The sequence below is a fragment of the Mucilaginibacter terrenus genome (assembly GCF_003432065.1).
In the GTDB taxonomy this organism is placed as follows: domain Bacteria; phylum Bacteroidota; class Bacteroidia; order Sphingobacteriales; family Sphingobacteriaceae; genus Mucilaginibacter; species Mucilaginibacter terrenus.
This window is the reverse complement of sequence record NZ_QWDE01000007.1, coordinates 53,129-79,195: the sequence shown is the minus strand read 5'-3', so window position 1 is coordinate 79,195 and position 26,067 is coordinate 53,129. Positions and strand designations below refer to the sequence as shown.

Annotated in this window: 20 protein-coding genes; 7 read left to right on the top strand and 13 right to left on the bottom strand. The window is 44.2% G+C overall.

The genetic code is table 11. The annotated features are described in order from the left end of the window. Window positions 1–98: 98 nt before the first annotated feature. Complete coding sequence (locus tag DYU05_RS20425) at window positions 99–1,481, bottom strand: alpha-L-fucosidase (RefSeq protein WP_117385029.1); 1,383 nt, start codon at window positions 1,479–1,481, stop codon at window positions 99–101. Between the two features lie 54 nt (window positions 1,482–1,535). Further along, window positions 1,536–2,231 (bottom strand): NUDIX hydrolase, encoded by a 696-nt coding sequence (locus tag DYU05_RS20420; protein WP_117385028.1) that lies wholly within the window; start codon window positions 2,229–2,231, stop codon window positions 1,536–1,538. A gap of 125 nt (window positions 2,232–2,356) precedes the next feature. On the opposite strand from DYU05_RS20420, the gene pfkA reads away from it, so the two are divergent. The 4 genes from pfkA to DYU05_RS20400 all read left to right on the top strand — a co-directional run bounded on the left by pfkA (window position 2,357) and on the right by DYU05_RS20400 (window position 6,267). Beyond that, the gene (gene pfkA / locus DYU05_RS20415) at window positions 2,357–3,343 is read left to right on the top strand and encodes a 6-phosphofructokinase (protein ID WP_117385027.1); all 987 of its coding nucleotides are present in this window, start codon (window positions 2,357–2,359) and stop codon (window positions 3,341–3,343) included. Next, window positions 3,344–4,192 (top strand): hypothetical protein, encoded by an 849-nt coding sequence (locus tag DYU05_RS20410; RefSeq protein ID WP_117385026.1) that lies wholly within the window; start codon window positions 3,344–3,346, stop codon window positions 4,190–4,192. Between the two features lie 7 nt (window positions 4,193–4,199). Next, window positions 4,200–5,195 (top strand): type I glyceraldehyde-3-phosphate dehydrogenase, encoded by a 996-nt coding sequence (gap, locus tag DYU05_RS20405; RefSeq protein ID WP_117385025.1) that lies wholly within the window; start codon window positions 4,200–4,202, stop codon window positions 5,193–5,195. A 193-nt stretch (window positions 5,196–5,388) separates the two neighbouring features. After that, the gene (locus DYU05_RS20400; protein ID WP_117385024.1) at window positions 5,389–6,267 is read left to right on the top strand and encodes a polyphosphate kinase 2 family protein; all 879 of its coding nucleotides are present in this window, start codon (window positions 5,389–5,391) and stop codon (window positions 6,265–6,267) included. 11 nt (window positions 6,268–6,278) lie between these two features. Here the strand turns inward: DYU05_RS20400 and DYU05_RS20395 are convergent, their stop codons facing one another. The 7 genes from DYU05_RS20395 to DYU05_RS20365 all read right to left on the bottom strand — a co-directional run bounded on the left by DYU05_RS20395 (window position 6,279) and on the right by DYU05_RS20365 (window position 16,815). Next, the gene (locus DYU05_RS20395; protein ID WP_117385023.1) at window positions 6,279–6,470 is read right to left on the bottom strand and encodes a hypothetical protein; all 192 of its coding nucleotides are present in this window, start codon (window positions 6,468–6,470) and stop codon (window positions 6,279–6,281) included. 4 nt (window positions 6,471–6,474) lie between these two features. Beyond that, window positions 6,475–8,406, bottom strand: a complete 1,932-nt coding sequence (gene glgB, locus DYU05_RS20390) for a 1,4-alpha-glucan branching protein GlgB (protein ID WP_235854076.1) — start codon at window positions 8,404–8,406, stop codon at window positions 6,475–6,477. Between the two features lie 673 nt (window positions 8,407–9,079). Beyond that, complete coding sequence (locus tag DYU05_RS20385; protein ID WP_117385021.1) at window positions 9,080–9,496, bottom strand: VOC family protein; 417 nt, start codon at window positions 9,494–9,496, stop codon at window positions 9,080–9,082. A 65-nt stretch (window positions 9,497–9,561) separates the two neighbouring features. After that, window positions 9,562–9,984, bottom strand: coding sequence for a helix-turn-helix domain-containing protein (locus tag DYU05_RS20380; RefSeq protein WP_117385020.1), 423 nt, complete (start codon window positions 9,982–9,984; stop codon window positions 9,562–9,564). 36 nt (window positions 9,985–10,020) lie between these two features. Then, window positions 10,021–12,495, bottom strand: a complete 2,475-nt coding sequence (locus DYU05_RS20375) for a glycoside hydrolase family 31 protein (RefSeq protein WP_117385019.1) — start codon at window positions 12,493–12,495, stop codon at window positions 10,021–10,023. A 256-nt stretch (window positions 12,496–12,751) separates the two neighbouring features. Next, entirely contained in the window at window positions 12,752–14,467 is a 1,716-nt protein-coding gene (locus DYU05_RS20370; protein ID WP_117385018.1) for an alpha-amylase family glycosyl hydrolase, read from the bottom strand. Window positions 14,468–14,502: 35 nt separating this feature from the next. Further along, entirely contained in the window at window positions 14,503–16,815 is a 2,313-nt protein-coding gene (locus DYU05_RS20365) for a glycoside hydrolase family 65 protein (RefSeq protein ID WP_117385017.1), read from the bottom strand. A 175-nt stretch (window positions 16,816–16,990) separates the two neighbouring features. On the opposite strand from DYU05_RS20365, the gene DYU05_RS20360 reads away from it, so the two are divergent. Next, window positions 16,991–18,295: a flavin monoamine oxidase family protein gene (locus tag DYU05_RS20360; protein WP_117385016.1), complete on the top strand. Its 1,305-nt coding sequence runs from the start codon at window positions 16,991–16,993 to the stop codon at window positions 18,293–18,295. Here DYU05_RS20360 and DYU05_RS20355 read toward each other — a convergent pair whose 3' ends face one another. From DYU05_RS20355 to pyrR, 4 genes are read right to left on the bottom strand one after another with little or no spacing between them, the layout of a single operon-like run. Next, window positions 18,296–19,387 carry an endonuclease/exonuclease/phosphatase family protein gene (locus DYU05_RS20355; protein ID WP_235854075.1) on the bottom strand — a complete coding sequence of 364 codons (1,092 nt, stop codon included), beginning with the start codon at window positions 19,385–19,387 and terminating at the stop codon, window positions 18,296–18,298. 46 nt (window positions 19,388–19,433) lie between these two features. After that, the gene (locus tag DYU05_RS20350) at window positions 19,434–19,964 is read right to left on the bottom strand and encodes a hypothetical protein (RefSeq protein ID WP_117385015.1); all 531 of its coding nucleotides are present in this window, start codon (window positions 19,962–19,964) and stop codon (window positions 19,434–19,436) included. Window positions 19,965–19,968: 4 nt separating this feature from the next. Then, window positions 19,969–20,892 carry an aspartate carbamoyltransferase catalytic subunit gene (locus tag DYU05_RS20345; protein WP_117385014.1) on the bottom strand — a complete coding sequence of 308 codons (924 nt, stop codon included), beginning with the start codon at window positions 20,890–20,892 and terminating at the stop codon, window positions 19,969–19,971. A gap of 3 nt (window positions 20,893–20,895) precedes the next feature. Further along, window positions 20,896–21,438, bottom strand: a complete 543-nt coding sequence (gene pyrR / locus DYU05_RS20340; RefSeq protein WP_117385013.1) for a bifunctional pyr operon transcriptional regulator/uracil phosphoribosyltransferase PyrR — start codon at window positions 21,436–21,438, stop codon at window positions 20,896–20,898. A 141-nt stretch (window positions 21,439–21,579) separates the two neighbouring features. Here pyrR and DYU05_RS20335 point away from each other — a divergent pair, with 141 nt between their 5' ends. Together DYU05_RS20335 and DYU05_RS20330 are read left to right on the top strand one after the other, a co-directional pair. Further along, window positions 21,580–23,205 (top strand): aminopeptidase P N-terminal domain-containing protein, encoded by a 1,626-nt coding sequence (locus DYU05_RS20335; protein WP_117385012.1) that lies wholly within the window; start codon window positions 21,580–21,582, stop codon window positions 23,203–23,205. Between the two features lie 74 nt (window positions 23,206–23,279). Continuing rightward, entirely contained in the window at window positions 23,280–26,048 is a 2,769-nt protein-coding gene (locus DYU05_RS20330; protein ID WP_117385011.1) for a hypothetical protein, read from the top strand. Window positions 26,049–26,067: the final 19 nt, after the last annotated feature.

The following is a 26,067-nucleotide window of genomic DNA, read 5'->3' as shown; positions in this document are numbered from 1 at the left end:
TCGGCTCAATTGTTGGTTTTTAGAATTAAATCATAAAACGGCTACGTCCGCTAAAAGTTTTTGCAACTCTATAGCGGACCGGAGTAGCCGCTTGTCGACTAACGACGCTCGTTGTAAACGCCTAGCTCCGCTATAGATACCTGGTGGTCTGCTTTGTCAATCCAAACACGCACTTTATCCCCATACACCCTATCAAAGCGGTTCACCTTTACTCTGCTGCCGTTTTCTGCAGTTGGTATAGGCTTCCAAACGCCATTTTGCAAGTACTCTATACGGTAATTGGTTATATTAGGTTTCTCTTCGGATATAACCACAGCGTTAAAGTCGGTATTCTTACCAAAATCAACCTCGTACCATGGCTTTTCAACAGCAGAATTGGACGTCCAGGATGATATAAAATCATCATCGTTAGCAAAGTCCATAATGTTCATATCGTCGCTCCAACTGGAGTTTGCCGGCTTGTTTTTAGCCAGGTTGGTAGATATTATCGGGGCTCCTGTGGGTGCAAGTTTAGGTGCCGGTCCGTCGTTCTTCCACAAACCACCTATTTGTTTTAACGCCGTCAGCGCATTATCATCTATCAGCCCGTCTCTATTAGGTGCTACATTCAGGATGAAATTACAATCAACCTTGTTTAACGGGATTATGTCTTCACTAACCAGCTTGGCAGCGTCCTTTACAGGAGTAGTTGGGAAATCGGTTTTCCAAAACCAGGCGCTATTTATTGGCAGGCAGGCAAGTGCCGGCATCCTATTGGTTTCTTTAGATATCCGCTGACCTGCACCCATTTCATAGGTCTTAATATCAGTATAGAACAAGCCTTCAGCCGGATATTTTGCACCATTAAGGTCCATTATAACACATTCGGGCTGCAGGGACTTCACCTGGTGGTAAACATCTTCAAAATTGATGTCATCGTAAGAAATTCTTGACCAGGGCGCATCCCAGCCATCAATTATCAATGCTTCTATTTTGCCGTATTTGGTAAGCAGCTCTGTTAATTGTGCTTTCACCATCTCGAAGTGTTTTGGCGTGATGCTGTTTGGCCTAAGTTTATGGTGAGTGTCTAAAATGCTGTAGTACAGCATAACCTTTAATCCCTTAGCTCTGAACGCGTCGGTAAATTGCTTTACCACATCCTTTTTGTAAGGGCTATTCATCACGCTATAATCAGTTGTTTTAGTGTTCCAAATACAAAAGCCGCTATGGTGCTTTGTAGTAAGGCAACCATAACTCATGTTAGCAGATTTGGCTGCTTTAGCCCATTGGTTACAATCCAGCTTCTTAGGATTAAACAACGCAGGAGATGCTTCAGGATCAGGCCAGTCGGCATTGTTGTACGTAGGCATGTTAAAGTGGATAAACATACCAAAACGAAGGTCGACAAACCTTTGCTGCAGCTCTGTTAACGATTTGGTTTGTGCACTAGCTGTTAGTGCAAAAACAAAGCAAAAGAAAATAATAGATAAAACGCGTCTCATGGTAAAAGGAGGTATATTAACAAAAAAGGGCTTTAAAAGCCCCTGTTTATCGGTTTACTGAACCAGATTCAGCTCGTTCTGAAAAATCTTTGCGTATTTTCGACGATCGAATTTATAGAGCTTAGCCGCCCTGTACGATACGCCTTTCTGCTTCTCATCAAGTTCTTTAAGGAAACCATAGCTCAGCATCTTTTTACGAAAATTACGCTTATCCAGCTTTTTGTTGAGTACAGCCTCGTATAAAGACTGTAGTTGGGTTAGTGTAAATTTCTCAGGCAATAACTCAAATGCAATAGGTTGGTAGTTCAACCTGCGGCGGATCTTATTAAACCCGGTGTTAAATATCTCACTATGGTCGAACGCCAACTTAGGCAGATCATTTACCGGGTGCCAAAACGCTGATTTTGCGTATTGCGTAACCGGCTTTAACTCTTTCTGGCCGTTTATGCGTATCAGTGCGTAGTAAGCAACGGTAATAACCCGGCCCTGCGGGTGCCTTTTTACTTCTCCAAACGTGTGAAATTGCTGCATATGCAAGTCCCGCAAGCCGGTAAGTTCGTAAAGTATACGCTCGGCTGCATCATCAATACTTTCATCCTGCTCAACAATATAGCCCGGCAAGGCCAGCCAGTCCTTAAATGGTTCCTCATTACGTTCGATGAGTAATATTTTTAATTCTCCCGCTTCAAAGCCAAAAATTACGCAGTCGATAGAGAAAACCGAGTCAAATGTAGGTAACTTTACTTCCACCCTTAGTGTATTAAGTTAAAGGTTTAAATATATAGTCTTAAATCTTAATCCAAAAAAAAATAAAATAATTAATGGTGTGTAATTTTGACACCTTATATTCGTGCCACTAATTTTAATGTATACATATGCATAAAATTTCAAAGATCGGGGTGCTTACTTCGGGCGGCGACGCACCGGGAATGAACCCTTGCATCAGAGCGGTAGTTCGTACTGCCATTTATAACGGCCTGGACGTTGTTGGTATCAGGCAGGGTTACCAGGGCCTTATCGACAACAACATGTATGACATGAACACCCGTTCGGTAAGTAATATCCTGAACCTGGGTGGCACTATTTTAAAAACCGCTCGTTGCCTTCCGTTCCGTAGTGATGAAGGAATGGAGTTGGCCTATAAAAACGCTAAAGAACGCGGCATTGATGCTCTTGTAGTAATTGGTGGCGATGGTACCTTTACCGGTGCGCTGCGCTTTTCTAAGAGATTTCCGGATATGGCTGTGATAGGTGTGCCCGGTACTATAGATAATGACCTTTACGGTTCCACTTATACCCTTGGGTTCGATACAGCTACAAATACTGTAATAGAAGCTATTGATAAAATACGTGACACTGCTGATGCACACGATCGCTTGTTTTTTATTGAAGTGATGGGCCGGGATTCGGGTGCTATAGCTTTGCGGGCGGGTATTTCCTGCGGTGCAGAAGCAATACTGCTGCCGGAGAGAGCTACGGCAATAGATGAGCTTATAGAAAATCTAAAAGCAGGTCAGTTCAACAAGAAGTCTTCCAGTATAGTTATTGTTGCGGAAGGTGATAAAACCGGTGGTGTGTATGACCTTGCCGAACGTGTTCGCGCTCAGGTTAAATTCTACGATATTAAGGTAACCATTTTGGGTCACTTGCAACGTGGAGGCAGCCCATCTGCATTCGACAGGATATTAGGAAGCCGCTTAGGCTTTGCAGCAGTGAACGCTCTGCTTGCCGGCAAATCACAAATGATGGTTGGCCTGGAGGCAAACCACATTAAACTTACCAGCCTGGAGGAAGCGTTAAATCAACATACATTTAAACTGGAAGAGGATTTGATGCAGATGTCAGAAATCCTATCAATATAAATGCTGGCAGTTGTATATAGCGGCTCTAACAATGCAGGTTGGCGACTAGCCGACAAGGAACGGACAATTGCATCTTTTAATACCAATGCAATAAACCCGTACTTTAACGACGAAAAGTACATACTTCAACTGCTTAACCGCAATATAACGCTCATTCATCATGCGGAGGAAATAAGGCGTATATACTTCTTTGGTGCAGGTGCATCTTCGCCCGAGCGGCAGCGGGTAGTTCATAACGCCCTTTCTTCATTTTTCAAGTTTGCTAAGGTATCTGTAGAGCATGATATAGCCGCGGCAGCAATTGCCTGTTGTAAAAACAACCCGGGTATTGTAAGCATTTGTGCAAGTGGCAGCAACGCGGCATGGTACGACGGCAAAAAAGTAAAACCAAACAACTACGGATTGGGTTATATTTTAGCAGATGAAGGATCGGGCAACTGGCTAGGCCGGCAACTGATCAAAAGTTTTATGAACGAAACCCTTCCATCAAATCTCCGCAAGAAATTTGAACATAGTTACGATGCCGACCGTAAGACCTTACTGGAAAAAGTATACCGCCAAAAACAGCCCGCTTTGTATTTAAGCTCGTTTTCTGAGTTTTACTTGCAAAATAAGGACGATGTTTATCTGCGCAATATCATTAAAACAGGTTTCACTAAGCTGATTAACACCTATTTGTTACCTTTGCAGAAAGAACATCCAGGGGCGCCTGTTCATTTCGCCGGATCGGTGGCGTTTAACTTTCAAGAGCACTTGAATGAATCTGCCGAAGCCGCCGGTATAACAATAGCAGGCATCATAAAAGAACCTATAAACAATTTGCTGACGTATTATTCAAATAAAAATTAATAAAATCATGAAAATAGGAATTAACGGCTTTGGCCGTATCGGCCGTTTAGCTTTCCGCGCTGCCATTGAAAGAGAAGGCGTTGAAGTAGTAGGTATTAACGACCTTGTTGAGCCGGATTACATGGCTTACATGCTGAAATACGATTCGACCCACGGGCAGTTCAAAGGTACCGTTGCTGTAGAAGGCGGCCACCTTGTAGTAAACGGTAAAACCATCCGTGTAACTGCTGAAAAAGACCCTGCGAACCTTAAATGGAGCGAAGTAGGTGCTGAAGTAATTATCGAATCAACCGGCTTGTTCCTTACCCAGGAAACAGCTCAAAAACATATTGATGCTGGCGCCAAAAAAGTAGTAATGAGCGCGCCTGCAAAAGATGATACCCCTACCTTTGTAATGGGTGTTAATCACAAACAACTTAAAGCAGATCAGAACATAGTTTCTAATGCTTCATGTACTACCAACTGTTTAGCCCCTATTGCTAAAGTACTGAACGATAAATTTGGTATCGAAGAAGGTTTGATGAGCACTATCCACGCAGTAACTGCTACTCAAAAAACAGTTGATGGCCCGTCTGCTAAAGACTGGAGAGGTGGCCGTGGTGCTTACCAGAACATCATCCCTTCATCAACCGGCGCTGCTAAAGCTGTTGGCTTGGTTCTTCCGGAACTTAAAGGCAAACTTACTGGTATGTCATTCCGTGTTCCGGTTGCTGACGTATCTGTAGTTGACTTAACAGTTCGCCTTAAAACTGCGACTTCATACGATGCTGTTAAAGCTGCTATGAAAGAAGCTTCTGAAGGTGAATTAAAAGGTATCTTAGGTTACACTGAAGACGAAGTAGTATCAGAAGATTTCAAAGGCGATTCTCGCACTTCTATCTTCGATGCTAAAGCCGGTATCGCTCTGAACGAGAACTTTGTTAAGGTTGTATCTTGGTACGATAACGAATGGGGTTATTCAAACAAACTAATTGACCTGGTACAGGAAATTGGCAAGTTGTAAATCACAAAACTTCTAGATATAAAAGCCCTGCGTTTATTGCAGGGCTTTTTTGTTTTAGGCAAAACATCAATATTCTGAAAACATATAAGCTGCACATCTATTACTCATTTAAGCATACCGGAAACGCGCTCTACAATGCACGGCGTACTAACGGATGTATGTTACGTGAAACAGGTGAATTAAAGAAATAAAGATGAAGGAAATTGCCGACCGGTTCAGGATAGTAAATACCGAAAAGTTTTCGTTGGATAAGCTGGAAACTGACGACACCGCAGGATTCAAAAAAGAAGAATCGGAAGAGCTGCTAAGCGATCTGATTAAGCAAACTGCCAAGCTTCAAACGGAGCTGTATGCGGCTAACAGCTATTCGTTGCTGGTGATCTTTCAGGCGATGGATGCTGCAGGTAAGGACAGTGCTATAGCACACACCATGTCTGGCTTAAATCCTCAAGGATGCCAGGTTTACAGTTTTAAACAGCCGACCAGCGAAGATTATGAGCATGATTTTTTGTGGCGGCACTACAAGGCCTTGCCAGAACGCGGACGCATAGGTATACACAACCGCTCGCATTACGAGAATGTGCTGGTTACAAAAGTGCACCCGGAGTTTATTCTGAAAGAGAGCATCCCACGTATTACAGATGTAAAAGACATTAAGAAAAAGTTTTGGGAGCAGAGATACGAAAGCATAAGAAACTTTGAGAAACACCTTAATGCCGAAGGCACAGTAATTATCAAGTTCTTTCTGCACCTATCCAAAAAAGAACAAAAGAAACGTTTTCTTGCACGGATAGAAGATCCGGAGAAGAATTGGAAGTTTGCTTTTGGTGATCTTGAAGAACGTGAACGTTGGGACGATTACATGGACGCGTACGAACAGGCCATCAAGGAAACAAGCACAACTGACAGCCCGTGGTATGTGGTACCGGCAGATAAAAAGTGGTTTACCCGGATTGCTATTTCCTCTATTATCCTCGAGACACTAAAAGGATTAAAAATGCAATATCCTGAGCTGCCTAAAGAAGAAGCTGATAAAATTGCACAAGCTAAAGCTCAATTAGAAGCTGAATAACGATCAGGAGCTTACATCAGCTCCTGATCGTTTTTTACATGCCACGTTTTATAAGCCATATAAAACAACAAAATAGTTGGAATAATATAGAAGAGCACACCTCTGCCATTTACGTCACCAGAAGCAGTTATTAACTCGTAAATAAGCAGCGCAAGTGCTGCAAAGCCACCTATAAGGTATAGATAAAAAAACTTTCCACTCATACGTTTATTCCGCTTTAATTGCTGCTTGTGTTTTCTTGAAGATAGAAACTGCCAATGGGGGAACATTTACATGCATTGAGTTTTCTTTTCCGTGCCACGCTTGAGCTTCAGAAACTATTGGCTCTGTATTGAGCGAACCACTGCCCCAGTAAGCTGTAGCATCTGAATTGAATATCTCACTCCATGTGCCGCTTGCGGGCAGACCTATGCGGTAATTGCTTCGCGTTACAGGTGTCATGTTCAGCACGACTACCAGGTCGTTTGCAGCGTCTACTCCTTTTCGTAAGTAAACAATTATTGAGTCTGCCAGATTGCTGGCATCAATCCATTCAAAGCCTGTCCAGTCGAATGCCCGTTCGTATAACGCCGGTTCAGACTTATAAAGGTGATTGATAGCTTTTACCGCTTCTTTAATACCATTGTGACTATCATACTGCAGCAAGTGCCAGTCAAGCGATTGCTGGAAGTTCCACTCCGCGGTCTGACCAAACTCGCTGCCCATAAACAGTAATTTAGTGCCGGGATGTGTATACATAAAACTGTACATCAGGCGCAGGTTAGCGAAACGCTGCCAATCGTCACCTGGCATTTTGCCCAGCATTGAGCCTTTACCGTATACCACCTCGTCGTGAGAGAAGGGCAGCATAAAGTTTTCGGTAAACGCGTATACCAGGCTAAACGTAAGCTTGTCCTGGTGGTACTTGCGGTTGATAGGATCTTCCGCGAAGTAGTTGATGGTATCATGCATCCAGCCCATCATCCATTTCATACCGAAACCGAGCCCTCCGGTGTAAACCGGCCTGCTAACGCCGTTGAAGGACGTCGACTCTTCAGCTATAGTTTGCACATCAGGAAAATGGCTGAATACTGTTGAGTTGAACTCCTTTAAAAAGGATATCGCCTCAAGGTTCTCGTTACCACCATATATGTTTGGCTCCCATTCGCCATGTTTACGAGAGTAGTCGAGGTAAAGCATTGATGCCACTGCATCTACCCTTAAGCCATCCACATGGTAACGGTCCAGCCAGAATAATGCATTGCTGATAAGAAAAGCCCTCACCTCATTACGGCCATAGTTGAAAATGTATGACTTCCAATCCGGGTGAAAGCCCTTACGTACGTCGGCATGCTCATAAAGATGCGTGCCGTCAAAATTATATAATGCATGCGCATCACCGGGGAAATGGGACGGAACCCAATCCAGTATCACACCTATATCAGCCTTGTGCAGTTCTTCTATCAGGTACATCAAATCTTGTGGTGAACCGTATCGAGAGGATGCTGCAAAGAAACCGCTGATCTGGTATCCCCAGCTTGGGTAGTAAGGGTGCTCCATTATTGGCATGAACTCTACGTGTGTAAAGCCCATCTCTTTTATGTAGGGCACCAGTTTTTCGGCAAGCTGCCGGTAGCTCAGGAACTCGTCCGGGCTTTCGGGACTGCGTGCCCACGAGCCTACATGCATCTCGTAAACCGACCATGGTTTATCCAGCGCATTGTATTGATAGCGCTTAGCCATCCAATCCTGGTCACTCCATTCGTAATAAGTATCTGAGACTATGGAAGCTGTATGCGGTGGCAATTCCCAGCGAAGCGCAAAAGGGTCGCTCTTCTCCAGGTTCTCCCCTGTAGATGATTTGATAAAGTATTTGTATGTTTCGCCATTACCCACATTTGGGATCCAGCCCTCCCATATACCGGAAGCGTCCCAACGGTAATTAAGCGGATGCGACTCACGGTTCCAACCGTTGAAGTTGCCAATAACCGATACATGCTGCGCGTTAGGTGCCCATACGGCAAAGTAAGTACCTGTAATGCCATTATGCTCCACTACATGCGATCCTAGCTTTTCGTAAAGCTTAAAGTGCTTGCCTGATTTAAACAGGTCGATGTCGAAATCAGTAAACCGGCTGTAGGGTTCAACAGAATTTGACATTATTTGCGGCGATTCCGCAACAATATTCTCTGGTGCAGCCTTCGCCTTGCCGGTTGTTGCTTTTTTTGCCGGCTTTTTAACCTTTACTTCTTCAGATTCCGGCCAGCTTTCTTTCTCACTCTTCAGCTTTTGTTCTTTCTTAATCTTAATTGGCTTTGATTCTTTCAATTCGTCTGAGGGTTTCTTAATTAGCTTTGCCATGATCAGATGTAGCGGACTGCGCCAGGTTAGTTGGTTGCAGGAAACGGTTCCTGTTTGTCAAATATATAATTATTGAACATACATTGGCTGTAGATGTTTCCGGTTATACAAAAAACCAAATGCTATAAGCCAACGGCTCTTAAGCAAAAAGGTGCCGCAGGTGTCCCGCTTTGAGAGTGGGACAGCCGGGCCACCTAAAATAGATATTGTATTAAATGTCAGCTATTTACGCCAACAAAGCGGGACACCCCGGGACAGTACAAAAAGTTTAGATAAATCTCGCAATATACTGTAATCGACCCGACTAAACCATTTATAAGGATCTTGAATTTTGACGTTGGGACACTAAAAAGCGGGACACTCCGGGACAGTTCATCCCCTAATTACTAATGGCGGTTACACTGCGATAGTGTTTGCGCCGACTAATCGCTGGTAAACAGCTTAATTGCGTTGCCTGCGGCGCGCGCTGTTGTTACTTGGTATCCGCCTGACCCAACGAGAACCAATTGCCCGAGTCGTCTTTGAAAAGCGCCTCGAAACCGTAAAACTCCTTTGTTGGCTCTTTAGTAAACTCTACACCTTTAGTCTTAAGCTCTTCGTAAGTCGCTATCAGATCTTTACACTCAAAAACACCGAAGCCAAAAGTACCACTGCTAACCAGGGCCCGCATCTGCTCGGCGGCTTCCTTTTTAAACATCATACCTTCGGCAATGGCCATTAATGATATTTCAAGGTCCGGCTGCTCCGGTGGGCAAACCGTAAGCCAGCGCATACCGGGGCCCATCGCAGCATCAGTATGTACCTTAAAGCCAAGTTTGTTTACATAAAAATCGTAAGCACTGTCCTGATCCAGCACAAAAACGCTTACATGATTAAGTTTGGTGATCATTTTGTATGTTCGTTTAGTTTAAACAAATATCACTTTAAGCAACCCGGCAGACTTATCGAAAATTGCTATTTATTAATCCAGCCATTCTTTTGCGCAAAACAGTTAGGAATAAACTTCAAAGGCGCTTCTTTCATCTCTTGCAGACGCGCAATTTGTTGTTGCTGGTAAGTGCCGGGTGTTGTAGCAAAAGATGCCTTAAACAATGTGGTAAAGGTGCTAACACTTTCAAAGCCTATGGCAAAACATACATTTGGTATGCTCAAGCCAGTTTGTAAAAGCAAGCCGGCTTTTTGCAGCCTTACCCATATAAGGTATTGATGCGGCGTTTTGCCGTAAACCTTTTTAAATATCCTGATAAAATGAAATTTAGAGAAGTATGCCTCGCCTGCTATAATATCAAGATCGATTGACTGATCAAAATTTGCATCAATAAACAGCTTAGCATTTAGCACGCGCCGGTACAAATAAACTTTTGGTAAACACTCCATCTGTTTAAACAATAAAGCCCCTCACGGGGCCTGATACTATTTTGATATCTCTATCTGTTTGAAGTTCTTAGGGAACTTAAACTCGTAAGTTTTATCAGCATTCACAGCTATTTCGGTTATCTCCTTACCGTCTGCTACAATTTTAGTTGGGACAAATGGCAGGCCGTTCAGCTTAAAGTGGTAGCCTTCGTACCTCGGTGTATACAATCCTTCCATGCTTTGCTTAATGGCCAGCGTATCAGCTGTACCCTTTACAATAAATTTCTTTTCCAGATAGATATCCTGTTCGTACGCAAATGTCTCACCATAATCTTCAAATAAGAACGAGTTTACCTCATAATCGCTGTAATAGATATTCAGCTTAACTTCTTCTATCGGCCGCTCGGAGGTATGCTGCATTACTGGGTATTCCGGTATAACCGATCCAGCTTTCACAAACAACGGCATGATGTCTATTGGTGTGGCAACACTAACTTCCTGCCCGCCTTCTACAGGTTCCAGGCTCCAGAAGTTGTACCAGGTACCTTTAGGCAGGTATACCTTACGGCTTTGCTGACCGGGCTCCAATACCGGGCATACCAATATTTTATCGCCGAAGGAGAACTCATCCTGGCGGAAGTGGTTAGACACGGTTGCTTGGTCGTGCATTACAACCGGCCTCAGTATAGGGAAGCCGTAGCGATGATGCTCCCAAAATGCCGAATAAAGATAAGGCAGCAAGCGATAACGAAGTTCTATAAATTTGCGGTTGATGCTGGTAAACGGCTCGCCAAAGCTCCATGGCTCGCGTTCTTTGGTATCACCCGCGGAGTGCGCGCGCATAAACGGAGAGAACGTACCCATTTGTATCCAGCGGGTAAAAAGTTCGCCATCAGGCTCGCCACTGAAACCGCCAATATCTGTCCCGCAAAAAGAGATGCCGGATACCGAAAGGCGCTGCAACTGAACGTTACCTATTTTAAGGTGTTCCCATGACGCCACGTTATCACCCGTCCATACAGATGAGTAACGCTGTACACCAGCGTATCCTGCACGGGTAATGGTGAATGGGCGCTTGTTCTTCATTTGCTTGCGTAGACCCTCGTAGGTGGCGCGCACCATTTGCATGCCGTAAACATTATGCGCTTTACGGTGGCTACCGCGATAGCCGTCATATTGATGGCGCACGTCGTCAGGGAAAGTCCCCGAACCAAACACCGCAGGCTCGTTCATATCGTTCCAAACGCCTGCTACACCAAGGTCCACCAATTCGTCAAACAGGTCTCCCCACCAGGCACGTACCTCTGGGTTGGTAAAATCAGGAAACTGGCAACGGCCTGGCCATACATGGCCTTCCATAAAGTAATCATCGCTGCGGCGACAGAAATATTTCTTCTCCTTGCCTTCTTTAAATACCCAGTAGTTATCATCTACCCGAATTCCCGGATCTATGATCACAACCGTTTTAAAGCCATTAGCAGAAAGATCTTCCAGAAGTTTACGCGGATCAGGGAAATACTTTTTATTCCAGGTAAAGCAGCGGTACCCATCCATATAATCTATATCAAGGTAGATGCTGTCACACGGGATCTTGTTTTTACGGAAGCCGTTGGCAATAACCCTTACTTTATTTTCGGGGTAATAGCTCCAGCGGCACTGGTGGTAACCCAAAGCCCATAAAGGGGGCATTGGGTGTGTACCGGTAAGTATGTGGTAGTTCTTTACCACATCCATCATATGCGGGCCGTGGATGTAATAGTATTGTAACTCGCCGCCATCTGCCCAAAAGCTGGTTTTAGTAGTGTCTTCACCACCAAAATCAAAGTGTGCTTTGAACGTATTGTCGAAGAAAATACCATGGGCAATCCCTTCGTTTACGCTAATGTAGAACGGTATAGAGCGGTAAAGCGGATCCTGGTTCCAGCTGTAAGAGTAAGCATCGGTATTCCAGTTCTTCAGCCTTTTACCTCGCAAATTAAACTCCGTGGCTTTATCGCCAAGGCCAAAAAAGCTTTCGTTAGTATCGCATTTTTTGGTGCAGAACACGTAATAGCCGCCAAACTTGGTGTTCTCTTCCCAGTGCATCGGCACAGCATCGGTACTGGTGACGTGGTCATCCTTATCAGAGAAAGAGATAAAAAAGTCTTGTTTGCGTATGTGGCAGTTTATAGCTTCGGTAGATACCCTAAACTCTAAATCGTTCTCTGTAAGCTCAAATTTAACGGCTTTAGAAGGCAGCTCGGGTACGGCGTAAGAGAACTCCTCCAGGAAAACGCTGTGCGGTGCAAGACGAACCCTGATAATGTCTTTGGTAACAATAGTTACCTCAACGCTTGCATCACCATCAGTAAATATAAACTTGTTGCCTTTTTGTTCGGCGTGATTGGGTACGCCGAGATATTTTTTAACGATGGGTTTAATGCCATCGGCAGGGTTATTAAGGTGGTGAAATTCTTCCTCGTCAACAACAATGTCCTCAGTTACCAGAAGGCGCGCTGTTAACAACTCGGGATTAGGTACTTTTTCTTCCATGTGAAACTTCTATATCTGTGCTGCCTTGTTAATTTATACTCAACAAAGCTCAAAATTCTTTTATCTGCAATTAGTAATCAGCTAAATAACGATTTCTAAACCAATATTCAAGCGATAATTAAGCCAAAGTAGTTATAAGGATGATTGTGCAAGAAGATTTACAATATTAATAATTGTTAAGGCGGGTGATATCCAGATTCGTATCAGCTACACCCGGTAAGACGACGATGTTTTAGCACCGACTCTGTCTTATCCTTTAGAAGTTTAGCAATAAAGCAGAGGAAGCTGTAATGGAGACATTTATCCCCATAAATATGTTATTTGTAGTAAAAGTTGCCCCGGTAAGCATATCCGTAAATACCTGATGACCGCTTATATTAATTTGTTCGAGCAAGTCATGAGGTAGTTGCACATCCAATTGGCGATCCTCCCTGTTAAAGTTGGCAACAATCATTACCCGCTGATTGCTGGTATACCTTAAATAGATGTAAAGCTTTGTATCAAACCCAGGCTGGCGTTCGTTAGCTATCATCAGCTCATAAAAACTACCTTCTGCAAAAACGCGGTTGTCTTTTACAGTATTAAGGAGCTTGCTGTAAAATGCCCGTAAGGATTTTTGATTTTCAGAAAGTCCCCCGCCATCAAATTTATCATCGTTTACCCATTTTTGAAGTTCCGGCATTCCCCAGTAGTCGAATATGGTGGTACGGCCATCATCGCCGCTAAAACCATTTGCACCTTCAGCTGGTTCGCCTACCTCCTGCCCTGCGTATATCATTAGCGGCCCGGTGGATAAGGTGGCGCTCACCACCAGCCCTGGTACAGCAAGCCACGGATCGCTGGCGAAAAAGCGGCTGGCCACCCGCTGCTCATCATGGTTCTCCATAAAGCGGAGCATGTGCTCATCAATTCCCCTGGTATGGTTGTTCCAAACATCATTTATCTGCCAGGTGCTTGCCTCCCATTCATTGCAGGTCAAGCTCCGTATTGCATCATAGAGGCCAACTTTATCATACAGGTAATCAAAATGCCCGTTATGAATATAGTTGGAGTACTGCCCCTTGGCGTAAGCCTCCCCAATAAAGATGAGATGCGGATACTTTTCCTTTAGCTTGGGGATGATCCACGACCAAAACTCAACCGGGACTATCTCAATCATATCGCACCGGAAACCATCTACGCCCATTTGAACCCAGTAGCTGAGAATATGCTCCATTTTTAGCCACAGAGGAGTTGGCCCATCAATGTTAGTGCGCCCCCCGCCCGGAATATACACGCCATAGTTTAACTTAACAGTCTCGAACCAATCATTTATGCCTGGAGAGGCGCTGAATACATCATTACCCGTAGCTTTTGCCGGGAATTCATCAAACTTGCCATCCTTTAAAGGCGAACTAAATTCATCCCCGCCAGGGTTATAGCCAATAGGTACATTAAAATGCTGACCCGGCAGGTAATAAAAATCATTCTCGGGCGAAAAGGCGATCGTTGTATTATCGTCTTCCCCTATGTCACGAACGCCATTGGGTTTCACGTCAGATGCATAGGTACGTGCTACGTGATTAGGTACAAAATCAATAATCACCTTTAGCCCGGCAGAATGCGTACGGCCTACTAACTCTTTAAATTCAGAAATGCGGAACTCCGGATCAGCAGCCAGGTCGGTAGCAACGTCATAATAATCTTTGATGGCGTAAGGCGAGCCGGCGCGGCCTTTTACCACATCAGGATCGTCTGGTTTGATACCAAGCGCCGAATGGTCGGTCATGGTGGCATGTTCAACTACACCGGTATACCATACATGACTGAAACCCATTGCGGCAATCTCCTGCAATGCTTTATCGCTAATGTCGTTCAGTTTACCAACGCCGTTCTCCTCTACCGAACCGTAGAATTTATTGGTGGTATTAGTATTGCCAAACAGCCGGGGCAATAGTTGGTAGATAATGAGCTTATGGTTAGACGGTTCCATTACAGATTAATAGTTTCATAATTTGTTGGTTACGATTACTTCAATCGTGCAATATTCAGCTCTGTACCCGGCTCCACGGTAACTTCCTGGTTGTTCACCAATATATTCAATTGACCTCCTGTGGCATTGATAATCACAGCTTCTTTAGTTATCCTGATATTCAGCAACGCCCCCCTAAAGCCAATTTGAAACGATAATGCCTTCCACTCTGCCGGAAGCAGCGGATTAAAATGAAGCTGGCCATCCTTCACCCGCATGCCGCCAAAACCCTGCACTACCGACATCCAGGTACCGGCCATTGAGGTGATATGACAACCGTCTTCGGTATCGTTGTTGTAATCGTCTATATCGAGCCTCGACGTACGTAAATAAAACTGGTAAGCACGCTCTACATCACCCAGCTTTGCAGCCAGTATAGAATGCACGCAAGGTGAAAGCGATGACTCGTGTACGGTCCTCGGTTCGTAAAAGTCGTAATTGCGGCGGATGGTCTCCAGGTCGTAATCATCTTCAAAAAAGTAGAGCCCCTGTAATACGTCCGCCTGCTTTATAAATACAGAACGCAGGATCCGGTCCCAACTCCATTTTTGTACCAGCGGACGGTCAGTTGCGGGCAGGTCCTTAACCAGTATCTGCTCCTTATCTAAATACCCATCCTGCTGAAGGAATATGCCTAATTTATCATCTTTAGGAAAATACATTTTGGCTATAATGTCGCTGAATTTAGCTGACTCGCTCTCCTCATTAAAGCCGATCTTGTCGGCCAGGGCCTGGTATTTGGTGCTATCTGCCTGTTGTACTTTTCCGATAACCTCCAGTGTATACTTCATACACCAAACTGCAATGGTGCTGGTGTACCAGTTGTTGTTTACATTGTTCTCGTACTCATTTGGTCCGGTAACGCCCAGCATAACATACCGCTCCCTGCTTTCCGACCAGTTTACCCGCTGCGCCCAAAACCGGGATATAGCTATCAGAACTTCCAATCCGTAATCGGCCAGGTAAGATTCGTCGCCCGTATACCGCACATAGTCGTAAATAGCATAAGCTATGGCGCCATTTCGGTGTATTTCCTCAAAAGTTATTTCCCACTCGTTATGGCATTCGGTACCATCCATCGTAACCATAGGGTACAATGCAGCACCATCTTTAAAACCCAAAAGCTTAGCGTTTTCAATAGCTTTCCCCAACTGCTTGTACCGGTACAGCAACAGGTTACGGGCTACCTTTTGCTCGGCTGTTGCCAGGTAAAACGGCACGCAATACGCTTCGGTATCCCAGTAAGTAGAGCCTCCATATTTTTCGCCGGTGAAACCTTTAGGGCCAATATTCAGCCGGTCGTCCTCCCCTGTATAGGTTTGGTTCAATTGGAATATGTTAAACCGGATGCCTTGTTGTGCAGCCGCATCACCTTCTATAACTATATCATTGTGCTTCCATTTCTCGGCCCATACAGCTGCCTGCTCTTCAAGCATTTTATCGAAACCTTTAGAAGCTATTGTATTGAGGCGTTCGTGAGCTTTAGATACTAGCTCTTCTGCCGGGTAATTCTGAGACGACACGTTAGTGGCGTACTTTATCAGCGATATAGGTTGCCCTTGTTTAGCATCTAGGGTGATTTGTACTGCGGCGTACTTCTCTTTAAGAACAGCTTCAGACTTAAAATGGACAGGGCTACCATCCAGCAACACGGTCACCTTCATGGCGGTGGCAACTTCAAAGCCCGTCTTTTTTGTTCGCAGCTGTACACAGGCTGTATCGTTATCAGTTTGCTTGCTTACTTCGTCCCAAAACTTCTCATCGTAGTTAGAATCCTTATTTACAACATCTCCATCTATATACGGCGTAAGGGATACTTTTCCTTCTAAGTTAAGCGGGGTAATAGTGTATTTAATAGCACCACATTCATCGTCGACCATGCTGCAAAAGCGAATAGCCTCTACCTGCACCTCTTTACCTAATGCTGTGCGAACTGTAAAATTGCGCTTCAGGTAACCTTCCCGCATATTCAATTCACGGTTGAAGCTAATCACCTCACATTTGGCAATATCCAGTTGCTCTCCGTCAATAACCACATCTATCCCTATCCAATTTGCAGCGTTAAGCACCTTGGCGAAATATTCCGGGTAGCCATTTTTCCACCAGCCTACCCGGGTTTTATCCGGATAATAAACGCCTGCTACATAATTACCCTGCAGGGTTTTGCCGCTATAAGCCTCTTCGAAGTTGGCGCGCTGGCCCATACGACCGTTACCTAAGCTAAATACACTCTCGGCAACTTCATTATATTTTGGATCGAAGCCATCTTCGATGATCTTCCACTCGTCTATCTTAAAATACTGTTTCATAACGCACGTTTATGCTAGCCTGCTAAATTAACAAAGGGGATTGTAATACCCGAACAGGGAAAGCTTTATTTATCCACGTTCGGCTCGCGGTAAGGCGTTAATCTCGGTTAGTTTGCTTGGCGCTTACATGAATCTTGCACTTTACAACTAATCGTTTTACCTTGCGGCACCTGCTATGAAAAATGATGTTCTTATAATTGGCGCTGGTGCCGCCGGGCTTATGGCTGCTCGTTTGCTGGCAGATGCCGGCAAAAAGGTAACGGTACTGGAAGCCAGGCACCGAACCGGTGGACGGATACATACACTCAACGATGAGTCTTTCTTCAAAAATACCGAACTCGGCGCTGAATTTATACACGGCGACCTGCCCATTACGTTAAAGCTTTTAAGAGAAGCAGTTATCCCCTATCGAAGCGCAAACGCCGCAATGTGGCGTTATAATAACGGTGACTTCGAGCAAAACAGCATGGTAATTGAAGATTGGGACCTGCTGATTGCTAAGCTGAACGCACTTGAAAATGATATTAACATAGATGCTTTTCTACAAGAGCAATTCCCCGGCAATAAGTACAAGGATTTACGGGATGGAGTTTGGCAATTTGTGTCTGGCTACGACACAGCCGACCCACGTGATGCCAGTGCATTTGCTCTTAGAAATGAATGGCAAAATGAGGGAGAGAATGCCCAACACCGGGTACAAGGCGGCTACTGCCACCTAATAAGTTGGCTAAGCTCACAGTGCAAAACTAAAGGAGGTGAGATTTTCCTGAACGCTGTTGTACAAACGATAGAATGGAGCAAAGGAAACGTTAAAGTGACCATCACAACTAATGATACATACGAAGCAGAGAAGATATTAATAGCACTCCCATTAGGCGTGCTAAAAGCGTCTGCAGGTGAACAGGGGGCTGTAACCTTCCTGCCTGCACTTGCGGAACACAGCCCGGCCATACAACAGATGGGGTTTGGGTCAGTTATCAAGATATTGTTCGAATTCAGTGATGCATTTTGGCTGGATAACCAATCAATGAATCTTGCGGGCAAGGAAATAGAAAAGATGGGCTACTTGTTCAGCAATGAGAAAATACCAACCTGGTGGACACAAGCACCGAATACATCTAACGTACTTACCGGATGGATTGGTGGCCCTGCTGCTGCCGAAAAGCTGCATCTTACAGATGATATGATCGCGGCTGAAGGCCTTCAATCGTTAGCGAACATCTTTAAACGTGATGTAACTGAACTGAAAGGCAAACTTGTTGCCCGGCGCATTATGAACTGGACAGCCGACCCTTTCACACGAGGGTCATACGCTTATGATACTGTGGAAACGCCAAATGCACGAAAAACCCTTAATATACCAATAAATAACACTATTTACTTTTGCGGAGAATATCTGTACAGTGGCCCTGCGATGGGAACTGTAGAGGCTGCATTAAGTAGCGCTGCAGAGGCGGTGAAAGAAATGCTGGCGCAATAATCAGATCGCTGCCTTTTTTTCTTTGGCAATTTCCAGGTCATCTGCATCAGGTGTCATAGATTCCTGCTGATTTACAGCTCTGGCTTCATACTGCAGATTGATATAGATGGGAAAATGATCTGAATTAAAATTGGAAAGCCTGCGCATTTTCTTCAGTTTAAGATCAGTAGAGATAAAGGCGTGATCTAACGGGAAACGCAGGAATGGGTAGTGCGCATGAAAAGAATTGTAAAAACCTCTGCCTCGTCTTGGGTCTATCAAACCGCTCATTTTTAAGAACAGTTCTGTAGTATAGCTCCAGGCTACATCATTCAGGTCGCCAACCACGATAACGGGCAGTTGAGATGCCTTAGCCATATCCGCAACTAATAACAGCTCTTTATCCCGCTCGGTAGAGCGTGGATTTTCGTTAGGTACAGGTGGTGTTGGGTGCACGCAAAATAGTTTGATTTTTTGTCCGCTTTTTAAAACTATTGTTGTGTGAATTGATGGTATATCTTCCTCTACCAAAAACTTTACTTCAGGATTTTCCAATGGCAGTTTAGAATACAATAACATTCCATAGGTATTCTCCAACGGCACTTTCACGTTGTACGGGTAAGTTTCGCCAAGTGTAGATGTTTGATTATCCCACCGCGCGTTGGTCTCAAGCAATAAAATTACGTCCGGATCATGCTTCGTTATTTCCCGCAGACATCCGCTAGTATTTGTATTGTCCTCATAAACATTGGCAATCATCACACATACCGACTGATCGGGCACATCAGCCACAGCAGTTAGCACCTGCTTTTTGCCCAACGGTGTAAAAGGAAGTACCTGCAAGGCCAGATATAGGATGTTGGCTCCCATCAGTATGATAATGACTACAAAAACAACATCATTCCCATCGTAAAAGCCAACAATAAGAAGTAAGCAGATTACAGATAATACCAGTTTCTGTATGCGGGGATAATCAAAAATGCGGAAGATCCAGTATTGATGCTTGATTATAGATAATAACGTAAAGGACAATAACAACACTGCAAAAGCAACTAAAAAGGCATTCATAAAGGCAAGGTATAAAAAGAACAAGGAACTTGTTGTAGCTAACATGCATAAAGCAATTTAGCATACAATGGTTTTCAGAAAAGCACTTTTGTTAATATCTATTCAGGTTCAGTGGATCTGTAAGCTTATGAAAGCGATGCTGATTCCTTTGATAGCGTACCGCATAAATCAGCACTCCTGTAACATACGGTACAATTAAACAAACCAGTGCAAGCGGGTACATTAAAGCTTTAAAGTATTCCGCATCAGCAGAAAAGAAAACGAGGAATACAAATAACATTAACGAGAGGGGAAATGTAATAAGCCCGATAGACAAACCTCCCTGCAAAAAGCAATATTTAAGCGGCCCTACTCTGCGCGCTACTTCCCAATTTTTTACAAAATCAATATTGCTCAGGTCTTCATGAGTAAGACCTTTTTGCTTTAACCTCTTTTGCGCCTGTAACCTGTCTCTGTATTTAGAGCGGGTCGCAATAATAACAATTATTATCCCAAAGAACTGTGTTGCATAAAAATCTCCTGGCGTTAAAATAAGTCCTTCAAATATAAACGACACAACTGCAAAGCCTATAAATACTCCCAGCAAATTTGCCTTTATATGACTTACTACCCTGCCAAGCATTTCATTATGCCCCCTGTCCTGCTAACAAATACAATACTGCCATACGCACAGCCACTCCGTTCTCCACCTGATCCAGGATAATAGACTGTTTGCTGTCTGCCACATCGCTCGTGATCTCCACTCCCCTGTTGATAGGGCCGGGATGCATTACGGTTATTTCTTTATCAAGATTATCCAATATCTGTTTGTTTAACCCGTAGAGCATGGTATATTCCCTTATAGAAGGAAAGTACTTGATGTCCTGGCGTTCCAGCTGTATACGGAGCATGTTGGCAACATCGCACCAGTTAAGTGCTTTCAACAGATTATGTTCTACTTTAACACCCAAAGAACTAATGTACTTTGGGATAAGGGTTGTTGGCCCGCAAACCATTACTTCGGCACCAAGTTGCTTTAGACAAAGGATGTTGGATAAAGCAACCCGCGAGTGCAGTATATCGCCCACAATAACCACCTTTTTGCCTTCAACATTGCCATAACGTTCGCGTATAGAGAAAGCGTCCAGCAACGCTTGGGTAGGATGCTCGTGAGCACCATCGCCAGCGTTTATTATTTGTGCTTTTACGTGTTTCGACAGGAAAACACCTGCACCGGCATACGGATGGCGCATTACCACCATATCCACCTTCATGGCCAGGATGTTGTTTACCGTATCCACCAATGTTTCGCCTTTGCTTACTGATGATGACGAAGCTGCAAAGTTTACAACGTCGGCAGAAAGTCTTTTCTCCGCCAGTTCAAAAGATAAGCGGGTACGGGTAGAATTTTCAAAGAAGATGTTGGCAATGGTCACGTCCCTTAACGAGGGCACTTTTTTTATAGGACGGTTAAGCACCGTTTTAAAGTTATCTGCCGTCTCAAATATCTCTTCAATATCTGCGCGGTTTAAATCTTTTATGCCAAGTAAATGCCGTGTGCTTAATGCCATTTTCTATTTCGCCTCTGATACTAATACAATCTTGTCCTCGCCGTCTGTTTCCTTCCAGCTTACTACCACTTTTTGCGATGCTATACTATCCACCTCTATACCCACATAGTTTGCAGATACGGGTATATGGCGCGAGTATCGCCTGTCTACCAGTGCAAGCAGCTCAACTTTTTCCGGGCGTCCAAACGCCTGCATGGCGTCCATAGCGGCACGGATGGTACGGCCTGTCCATAGCACGTCATCCATCATAATCACTCTTTTCCCCTCAATGATAAAGTCAATTTTGGTTTGATTCGGAACTAGTTGCTCACGGCGACGAAAGTCGTCCCTGTAGAAGGTAATGTCCAGGTCGCCCTGCTCTATTTTACTTTCAGGAAGTATCTTTCTCAGCTCTTCGGCAACGCGGCGCGCGAGATAAATGCCCCTTGGTTGTATGCCTATTAGTACCGAGCCGGAAAAGTCGTTATGATTTTCTATTAATTGACGACATAAACGCTGAATAGTAATTTGAAATTTTTGTCCGTCGAGCAGCGTCAGGTTTTGCATCGTATGGGTGGATTTGGGCAAAGGTAATAAATTTGGCGATTTGTTTGAATGCATTTGCAAACACGACAGCATAAGATTAAACCAGTATAATATTTATGGTTATCTTGAGCCTGTATTAACCATCACAGTTTAATTATACCAATGAAAGTTTTCAAAAAGCTGTTTTTCACGGCAGCACTTGCTTGCCTAACCTCGGCACCATCATTTGCCCAAACAAATAGCGAGGAGAGTTTACCAACTGACTACCTTCCGGCGTCGTTCCATGCAGGGCGACGGCAGGCACTGAGGGATAAAATGCCGCCAAACTCAGTTGCGGTTGTTTTTGCATATCCAGAGCAGGTTTTTTCAAATGATGTGAACTACGTGTATCACCAAAACCCGGACATGTACTATTTCTCGGGTTATAAGGAGCCGAACTCCGTATTGCTTATTTTTAAAGATATGCAGGCTGCCGGTGATAGCAGTTATAACGAATTACTGTTTGTTCGCCGCCGCGATGCAGCCCGCGAACAATGGACAGGCAAACGCCTGGGTGTTGAGGGCGCCAAAGGCAAGCTGGGCTTTAAACGGGCTTACAACAGTGAGACGTTCTCGTCATTCCCACTTGATTTTAAAAAATACACTACCATACTATATGACGGATTGCCCGATGATTTAGGTGCAGATGTGTCTAAAGGGAGCTTACGTGACTTGGTAACAACGTTTAAAAACAAAGCCGGATTGAAAGACGTGGATAAAGCTTTATCTGCAGATCTATCTTTTATTAACCAGCGTGCTAATCCAAAAAATATAGACCGGCTGGTAGCCTACCTAAAGAGTAAACTTACACTGGACGCTTACAAGAACAACGAACTTATACAGGAAATTTTGGCTAAGCCAGACTCGGCAACACTTATGGCCGTTAAAGCTAAAATTAGTGCGGACCTGGGTGGCATGAGTTTATATGAAGCTCTTACAACCGACCTTCGGGGTGTAAAAACGCCTGAAGAGCTGGCGCTGATCAAAAAGTCGGTTGTGTTATCCAGCCTTGCTCATTTAGAAGCTATGCGCGCTGTAACTCCAAAGACCAGTGAGCGTGAACTGGAAGGCATTATGCTGTATGTGCACAAACGTTATGGTGCTGAGGATGAAGGTTACCCGCCAATTGTAGGTGCTGGTGGTAACGGTTGTATACTGCACTATGAAGAGAATGCTGCAACAGAGGTAAAAAACCAACTGGTGTTAATGGACGTAGGATCTGAATACCACGGCTACTCTGCTGATGTGACACGCACCTTCCCGGCGAACGGCAAATTTACTGAAGAACAAAAAGCCATCTACCAGATAGTTTATGATGCGCAGGAAGCAGTGTTTAAACTTTGCAAAGAAGGTGTGCCGTATAGCAAATTGGAAGACGCAACGGTTGAGGTACTTACCGCCGGGCTAACAAAACTCGGTATTATAAAGGATGCTAAAGAACTGCGCAAGTACTACCCGCACGGTGTATCGCACCATCTGGGGCTTGATGTGCACGATAAAGGAGCTTACGGAGGCGACCTGATGACAGGGATGGTTATTACCGTGGAACCCGGCATCTACATCCCAGCCGGTAGTCCTTGCGATAAGAAATGGTGGAACATCGGCGTACGAATTGAAGACGATGTACAAATAGGTAAAACCGGCGGTATAAACCTTTCCGCAGATGCGCCACGCAAATGGCAGGATGTGGAAAAAGCATGTGCGGAGAAGAGTATTTTCGATGGCGGCAAATTCCCTGCTTTAAAGTAATCTAACAACACTTTAAATAGTACTGTAATATTAAAGGCAGATGAGCTACATTTACGTAACTATCTGCCTAAATTATGCCTTGTTATAATTACAAGTATTTAAAAGCGCTTACCTTATGCCTGCTTTTATCCGTTAATCTTTTGTTCTGTAATTATTCCATTGCTCAAGATGCTACCGGTCTGAAGCAAATTCTCAACCGTGCAGAGCAATATAGAGAGGCGTTCCCTTTTGAGAAACTTCACCTGCAAACAGACCGGGAGCAATACACCATCGGAGACACAGTATGGCTCAAGGCTTACGTATTTAATGCTGCCACCTACACGCCCTCGGCATTAAGCAGCAAGATCTATGTCGAATTAATAAACGATAGCAGTAACGTAGTTAACCGGTTTGCTCTCCCGTTAGCGTCAGGGCTTGGGTATGGACAGCTTATTTTAAATGATAAGCTGAAGGACTGCAACTATACTATCCGTGCTTATACCAACTGGATGCAAAACTTCAGCTCCGAAGCATTTACAAATAAACATATCGTTGTTCGTGATGTATATGCGACCGACCATTGGCTTATCAGCGAGGAGCATACAACTAAATCACAAAAAGGCGAGAACATAGCTAATCTCGCCTTACACCTTACGGACCTTTCGAAAATGGCAGTTGCCTACCGTGATGTGGAATTACAGGTAACTAATGGTAAACGCAATTTATTTAAGTCAACCTTTACTACAAGCGATGGCGGCAACCTTAAAGCCACTATCCCTTTGCCTGAGGCGAAGGATGTGTCAAATCTGTCAATCATCCTTACCGATAAGATAACAAAAAAGAAACTTTCACTTCCTTTCAGCCCTGGTGGCCAGTACCAGAAAATAGATCTGCAGTTTATGCCGGAAGGGGGCACAATTATCAGCGGTTTGCCTGTGCGGGTTGGGTTTAAAGCTATTGCTGAAAACGGATTGGGAATTTGTATCAGAGGAAGCATTATAGATAACCTGGGGCAAGAAGTAAATACCTTTGCTGCTACCCATCTAGGAATGGGTTATTTTATTTTAATACCTGAAGCAGGGAAAACATATTCAGCAAAATACAACTTCGGTGGTGTAAGCCATATCGTGCCATTACCGGTTGCTAAAACATCAGGTATCTCGTTGCGCGGGGACGCGCTTTCTTCTACCGATACAGTATTTGTTGTAATGCGTACTACTCCTGACATTGCTGCCGCTGATAAAAAATACAACCTGGTAGTTCATAGTGCAGATTTGGTTTATTACGGCTCGTTAATAAAACTCACCAATGGTTTTGCGCGTACTGCAATATCAAAAAAGCTTCTAAACTCGGGCATTGTAAGTATATCACTTTTGGACGGAAGCACGCCTGTTGCATCACGCAGGTTATTTATTGATCATAACGACCGCTTGCAACTAAGCGTCACCCCAGGCTCACCTACTCCCGGCTTAAAGGATAGCGTGTCATTAACCGTAAACGTGTGCGATGCCGAAGGTAAGCCAGTGGTCGGCAGTTTTGGTTTGGCTGTAATTGACAACGCTCTCAATAAAACCAGCAGCACAGACAATATCACCAGCAGGTTGCTGCTGTCATCAGAACTATCGGGTTATGTTGAAGAAAGCAGCTGGTATTTTGCTAAAAACGATCCGGAACGAATGAAAGCATTAGATATACTAATGCTTTGCCAAGGCTGGCGTGGCTTTGATTGGTCGCTCGTTAACGCACCAATTGTAAAGCCTCGCTTTGCTCCTGAAACCAGCGAGCAGCTATCAGGCAATCTGCGCAGCTTATTTAAAAAGCCTATACGCAAGGCGCAGGTGAAATTATTTTCGATGAGTAAGAAATACGGGCTCATTCTGCAAGACACTACCAGTGATGACTATGGCGAGTTTCGGTTTGATAATCTGCCAATATTAGACACGATAAATTACACCCTTCGAGTAGTAAAAGAACAGGGCGGTGAATCTATTCCAAACATTAACTTAAATGAGTTTACCCCCGCAAAAATTGGCAAGCAACTTATCACCTATGCTCCCTGGTATACAGTTCAAAACGACACATCACTTGCCGCTTACCTGAAAGGGCCAAAACCATTTAAAAATATACCCGGTATTAATCCGGCGGATGTAAAAGGGCGGCTACTTAACGAAGTGACTATAAAAGGTAAAAAAGCTTACATCAAATCGGGCAGATATTCTGGCAGCGAAATAAAACAAATAACAGAGGAAGAGTTGATCCAAGCCAAAAAAAGTACATTATATAACATCCTACTCTCAAAGGTAAAAAGATTAGGCGTAAGCAACCTTTACAGCGAAGGACCTTTTGGGCGCGCAGCTTTCCACCCTGATCCCGCTTTAGTTATCGGCTTACAACGAGTAGCCGACATTATTGTTGACGGACAGAGTAGTTTAGCAATGATGGGTATGTCTGAGGGACTAGGTTTAACAAATGAAATGCTAGATTTTTTAAAATACATGAGTGCAGATGAAGTTAAAGATATTAGAGTTGCAGGAGATTTTGAATACTTTATTACTGTTACAACCCGCAGCGGCAACGGATATTTTACCCGCACTAACAACAACATTGTGCGGTACACGCCAGTACCATACTGCTTCCCTGCACAATTTTATCGCCCTCGTTACAAGCCAGCCGATACGGCTCCTCTTGTAGCACGCCCCACATTACACTGGGAGCCGAACCTGATCACAGATAAAGATGGCAATGCAACACTATCTTTTTACACTGCCGACAAGCCGGGTAAATACACTATAACCATTGAGGGAGCTGACATGGCAGGCAACTTCGGCAGCAAAACAAGCGAGATCGTTATCAAACAACAATAAAAATTAGAATCGCGCCGAC